This window comes from Candidatus Sodalis sp. SoCistrobi (assembly GCF_900143145.1).
Classification (GTDB): domain Bacteria; phylum Pseudomonadota; class Gammaproteobacteria; order Enterobacterales; family Enterobacteriaceae; genus SoCistrobi.
Genome location: NZ_FRDB01000242.1, coordinates 1 through 4,184, shown reverse-complemented (window position 1 = coordinate 4,184; position 4,184 = coordinate 1). Strand labels below are relative to the sequence as shown.

At 58.4% G+C, this 4,184-nt stretch carries 4 protein-coding genes and 1 pseudogene; all 5 read left to right on the top strand.

The window, feature by feature from the left end; genetic code table 11:
* Nucleotides 1-229, top strand: a 229-nt coding sequence (locus CINSTRO3249_RS13565; protein ID WP_143146879.1) for an integrase core domain-containing protein, incomplete at its 5' end; no start/stop codon positions are given.
* A 34-nt stretch (nucleotides 230-263) separates the two neighbouring features.
* Nucleotides 264-788: pseudogene (locus CINSTRO3249_RS13560) on the top strand (alpha/beta hydrolase); the annotation flags it as partial.
* 67 nt (nucleotides 789-855) lie between these two features.
* Entirely contained in the window at nucleotides 856-1,257 is a 402-nt protein-coding gene (gene crl, locus CINSTRO3249_RS13555) for a sigma factor-binding protein Crl (RefSeq protein ID WP_074013656.1), read from the top strand.
* A gap of 115 nt (nucleotides 1,258-1,372) precedes the next feature.
* Nucleotides 1,373-2,476, top strand: a complete 1,104-nt coding sequence (gene proB / locus CINSTRO3249_RS13550; RefSeq protein WP_074013655.1) for a glutamate 5-kinase — start codon at nucleotides 1,373-1,375, stop codon at nucleotides 2,474-2,476.
* A gap of 9 nt (nucleotides 2,477-2,485) precedes the next feature.
* Nucleotides 2,486-3,739: a glutamate-5-semialdehyde dehydrogenase gene (gene proA, locus CINSTRO3249_RS13545; protein WP_074013654.1), complete on the top strand. Its 1,254-nt coding sequence runs from the start codon at nucleotides 2,486-2,488 to the stop codon at nucleotides 3,737-3,739.
* Nucleotides 3,740-4,184 lie beyond the last annotated feature (445 nt).

The window sequence follows — 4,184 nt, the reverse complement described above, 5'->3', positions numbered from 1 at the left end:
CGGCGACTCCTACGATAATGCGATGGCAGAGAGTATCAACGGGTTGTACAAAACGGAGGTTATCCACCGCGGGAGCTGGAAAAACCGGACGGAAGTGGAGTTGGCCACGCTGGACTGGGTGGACTGGTACAACAACAGAAGGCTGCTCGGGCGGCTGGGTTACATCCCTCCTACTGAAGCCGAAATGAACTATTACGCTTTGCAATTAGCATCAGAGGAAGCGGCGTAGTATTGCCAAAATTACTCTCTAATAAACTCGGGGTTATTCACTCAGTCAGAACACCAGTTTTTTACACCAGCAGGTGTTACGCGGCTTGGATGCCGTCCCTTGGGTTGACCAGCGCCGCGTCAGCGCTTTCGGTTTCCGCTTCGGCGCCAACATCGCGGTCAGGCTCGCCTATCTCGAACCGCAGCGGCTCAGTGGCGTCGCCTGTCTCGGTCCGGTGGTGCACGCGTTATTGACCGATAGCCAAAGACAGGACAGCGCACCGGATATGTACCTCGATGTGCTGGCGAGCCGTATCGGCATGGCCGGCGCCTCTGACGTCGCGCTGAAAACTGAGCTGAACAGCTACTCCCTCAAAGTGCAGGGGCTACTGGGCCGTCATTGCCCGACGCCGGTGCTGGCAGGCTGCTGGCCCGACGATCCCTTTTGTCCGCCGGCCGAGGCGCAACTGATAGTCTCTTCCTCGCGGATGGGTAAGTTATTGCCGATTAACTCATCACCGCTGTACCGCAATTTCCATCTGGCGTTAACACAGATCAGCCGCTGGCTGAAAACAATATGAAACGTTAATATAGCACTACCGTTTGTTTGCTTCTTAAGGTGAACAATAAGCAAAGTGAGGTTATAGCATGGCGTTAGTAAGTGGACACCCCCGGGGCAAAGTGTTGAAAGGCTTTACCGCCCTCGGCCCGTATATCCGTGAAGGGCAATGCAGCGACAACCATTTTTTCTTCGACTGTCTTGCGGTATGCATCAATATGCAGCCTGCGCCCGAAAAACGTGAATTTTGGGGCTGGTGGATCGATTTGGAAGCGGAAGAAAAGCGTTACACCTATACCTATCATCTGGGCAAGTTTGATAAAGAAGGCAAATGGACCGAGAGCGAGTTCAGCGACCAGGACGTCATCGATAAACTGGAAAGTTCACTGCGCGCTTTTCATACCCGTCTGCGTGCGTATATTGCCACGCTGAACATGACGCTGGAGCCTGCCGAGGCGTTTAAAGAACAGCCATTCAGTCTGACCGCCTGATTTTCCGTTCCTGCTTTCTCTTACGTTTCGCGCTATGCTGGCAGGCATGGCGCCGGGTCCCGTCGGCGGCAGGCAACCCCTGATTCAATTAACATCTTTAACGGCAGATATCGTTATGAATAGCAGCCAGACCCTGGTGATCAAATTAGGCACCAGCGTCCTCACCGGCGGTTCGCTCCGGCTCAACCGCGCCCATATTGTCGAACTGGTGCGCCAGTGTGCTCCGCTGCATGCCGCCGGGCATCGGATTATCATCGTCACCTCCGGCGCCATTGCCGCCGGACGGGAATACCTTAATTTTCCCGAGCTGCCCGCCACCATCGCCTCAAAACAGCTATTGGCGGCGGTGGGACAGAGCCGCTTGATGCAGTTTTGGGAACAGCTGTTTTCCATTTACAGTATCCATATCGGCCAAATGCTGCTGACCCGCGCCGATATGGAAGATCGCGAACGGTTCCTCAATGCCCGCGATACGCTGCGTGCCCTGCTGGATAACGGTATTGTGCCGGTGATCAATGAAAATGACGCGGTCGCAACCGCCGAAATCAAAGTGGGCGACAACGATAATCTGTCGGCGCTGGTGGCGATTTTGGCCGACGCCGACAAGCTGCTGCTGCTAACCGATCAGCCGGGCCTGTTCTCCGCCGATCCGCGCACTAACCCCGACGCGGAGCTTATCCGCGAAGTCGAAGGCATCAACGATGCGTTGCGCAAAATGGCCGGCGGCAGCGTCTCCGGCCTCGGTACCGGCGGCATGGCGACCAAATTGCAGGCGGCCGAAGTCGCCAACCGCGCCGGCATCGAAGTGGTGATTGCGGCCGGCGGCAAACCGGGCGTGATTGGCGATATGATGGCCGGCGCATCGGTTGGTACCCGTTTCCATGGTCAGAAAATGCCGCTGGAGAGCCGCAAGCGCTGGCTGTTCGGCCCGCCGCCGGCGGGGGACATCACTGTCGACGATGGCGCGCTGAAGGCGATATTACAGCGCGGCAGCTCGCTATTGCCCAAGGGTATCCTGGCGGTGGAAGGCGACTTTTCCCGCGGGATTGTCGTGCGTATTCGCAGCACCGATGGCCGCGATATTGCCCATGGCGTCAGCCGCTACAACAGCGATGCCCTGCGCATGATTGCCGGTCATCATTCCCAGGACATCAGTGATATTCTGGGGTATGAATACGGGCCTGTGGTTATCCACCGCGACGATATGATTTTATGTTAAGGAGCGCATATGCTTGAGCAAATGGGCAAAGCGGCGAAAGCGGCCTCGTGGCAACTGGCGGTATTGACCAGCGCGCAAAAAGATAGCGCGCTGCAGGCCATTGCCGACAGCCTGGAAGCCAATAGCCAGAGCATCCTGGACGCCAATGCGCAGGATATGGCGGAGGCGCGCCGCAACGGCCTCGGCGACGCGTTGTTGGATCGCCTGCTGCTGAATCCGGCGCGTCTTGCCGCCATCGCCGCAGACGTGCGCCAAGTGTGCCGTCTCACTGACCCGGTCGGGCAGGTGATAGGCGGACAGCGGTTGGACAGCGGCCTATCGCTGGAACGCCGCCGGGTTCCGCTCGGCGTGGTGGGGGTTATCTATGAGGCGCGTCCCAACGTTACCGTCGATGTGGCGGCGCTGTGCCTGAAAACCGGCAACGCGGTGATTCTGCGTGGCGGCAAGGAAACCTACCGTACCAACGCCGCCACGGTGAAAGTCATACAGCAGGCGCTGACAGACTGCGGTCTGCCGGCTTGCGCGGTGCAGGCCATCGACAACCCTGATCGCACGCTGGTCAATGCGCTGCTGCGCCTCGACGGCTACGTGGATATGCTGATCCCGCGCGGCGGCGCCGGGCTGCACAAATTGTGCCGCGAACAGTCTACCATTCCGGTTATCACCGGCGGCATCGGCGTTTGTCATATCTACGCGGATGACACTATCGATATCGAGCAAGCGCTGCCGGTGATTGAAAATGCCAAAATACAGCGCCCCAGCGCCTGTAATTCGCTGGAAACGCTCTTGGTACACCAGGGCATCGCCGAGCAGTTCCTGCCGCGCCTGAGCCGTCATATGCATGCCTTGGGCGTGACATTGCACGTCGACGACAACGCGCGCCCTTATCTGGCTGACGGCCCGGCAACCTGTGTTGCCGTGACCGAGGCCGACTACCATGACGAATGGCTGTCGCGCGATCTTAATGTCAAGCTGGTGGAAGGTTTCGAGCAAGCGGTGGCACATATTCGCCATTACGGCACCCAACATTCCGACGCTATCCTGACCCAGTCGATTCAGGCGGCGGAACGTTTCGTGCGCGAAGTGGACTCCTCGGCGGTGTATGTGAATGCCAGCACCCGTTTCACCGACGGCGGACAATTCGGTCTGGGCGCTGAAGTAGCGGTCAGCACACAAAAACTGCACGCGCGCGGACCGATGGGCCTGGAAGCGTTAACAACTTACAAATGGATCGGTTACGGCGACAACTTGAGCCGGCCCTGATGGCGGCGGCGTGCTGTGCCCACGGTCGGAGCAGCCCGCGTCGACACTCGCGCTACTGCTACTGGACACGGCGATTAAGCGCGCATTGGTACGCTTGCCGCAGGCAGCAGACGTGGGCGGGTAACCGAGGGTTAAAGTGGAACACGCGGCTGGACATCAGCCGCACCCGGTTACCCTGGCCGGGGCGAAACGCCTACCGCGCAGGGCTGCTCCCGTTACGATAGGGAGTGGCGCAAGGGCGGTGGGCACAGGGGATGGACACAGCAGGTCGCCCGCACAGCGATCAGAGGGATTGGGTAAGGTTGCCCTCTGCTGCCGTGAGGCTGTAAAATAATCTGTGTAAATGGCATTTTTAGCAAAACCTTTAAAGGACTACAAAATGCCTATCAGCAACGATCTTATTGACCAATTGCTCCAGGATTGCCACTCCCCTCAGGACCTGTTG

Excerpts from the sequence above, each read along its gene's own strand:
- crl (WP_074013656.1), top strand. The coding sequence starts at position 856 with ATGGCGTTAGTAAGTGGACACCCCCGGGGCAAAGTGTTGAAAGGCTTT.
- proB (WP_074013655.1), top strand. The coding sequence starts at position 1,373 with ATGAATAGCAGCCAGACCCTGGTGATCAAATTAGGCACCAGCGTCCTC.
- proA (WP_074013654.1), top strand. The coding sequence starts at position 2,486 with ATGCTTGAGCAAATGGGCAAAGCGGCGAAAGCGGCCTCGTGGCAACTG.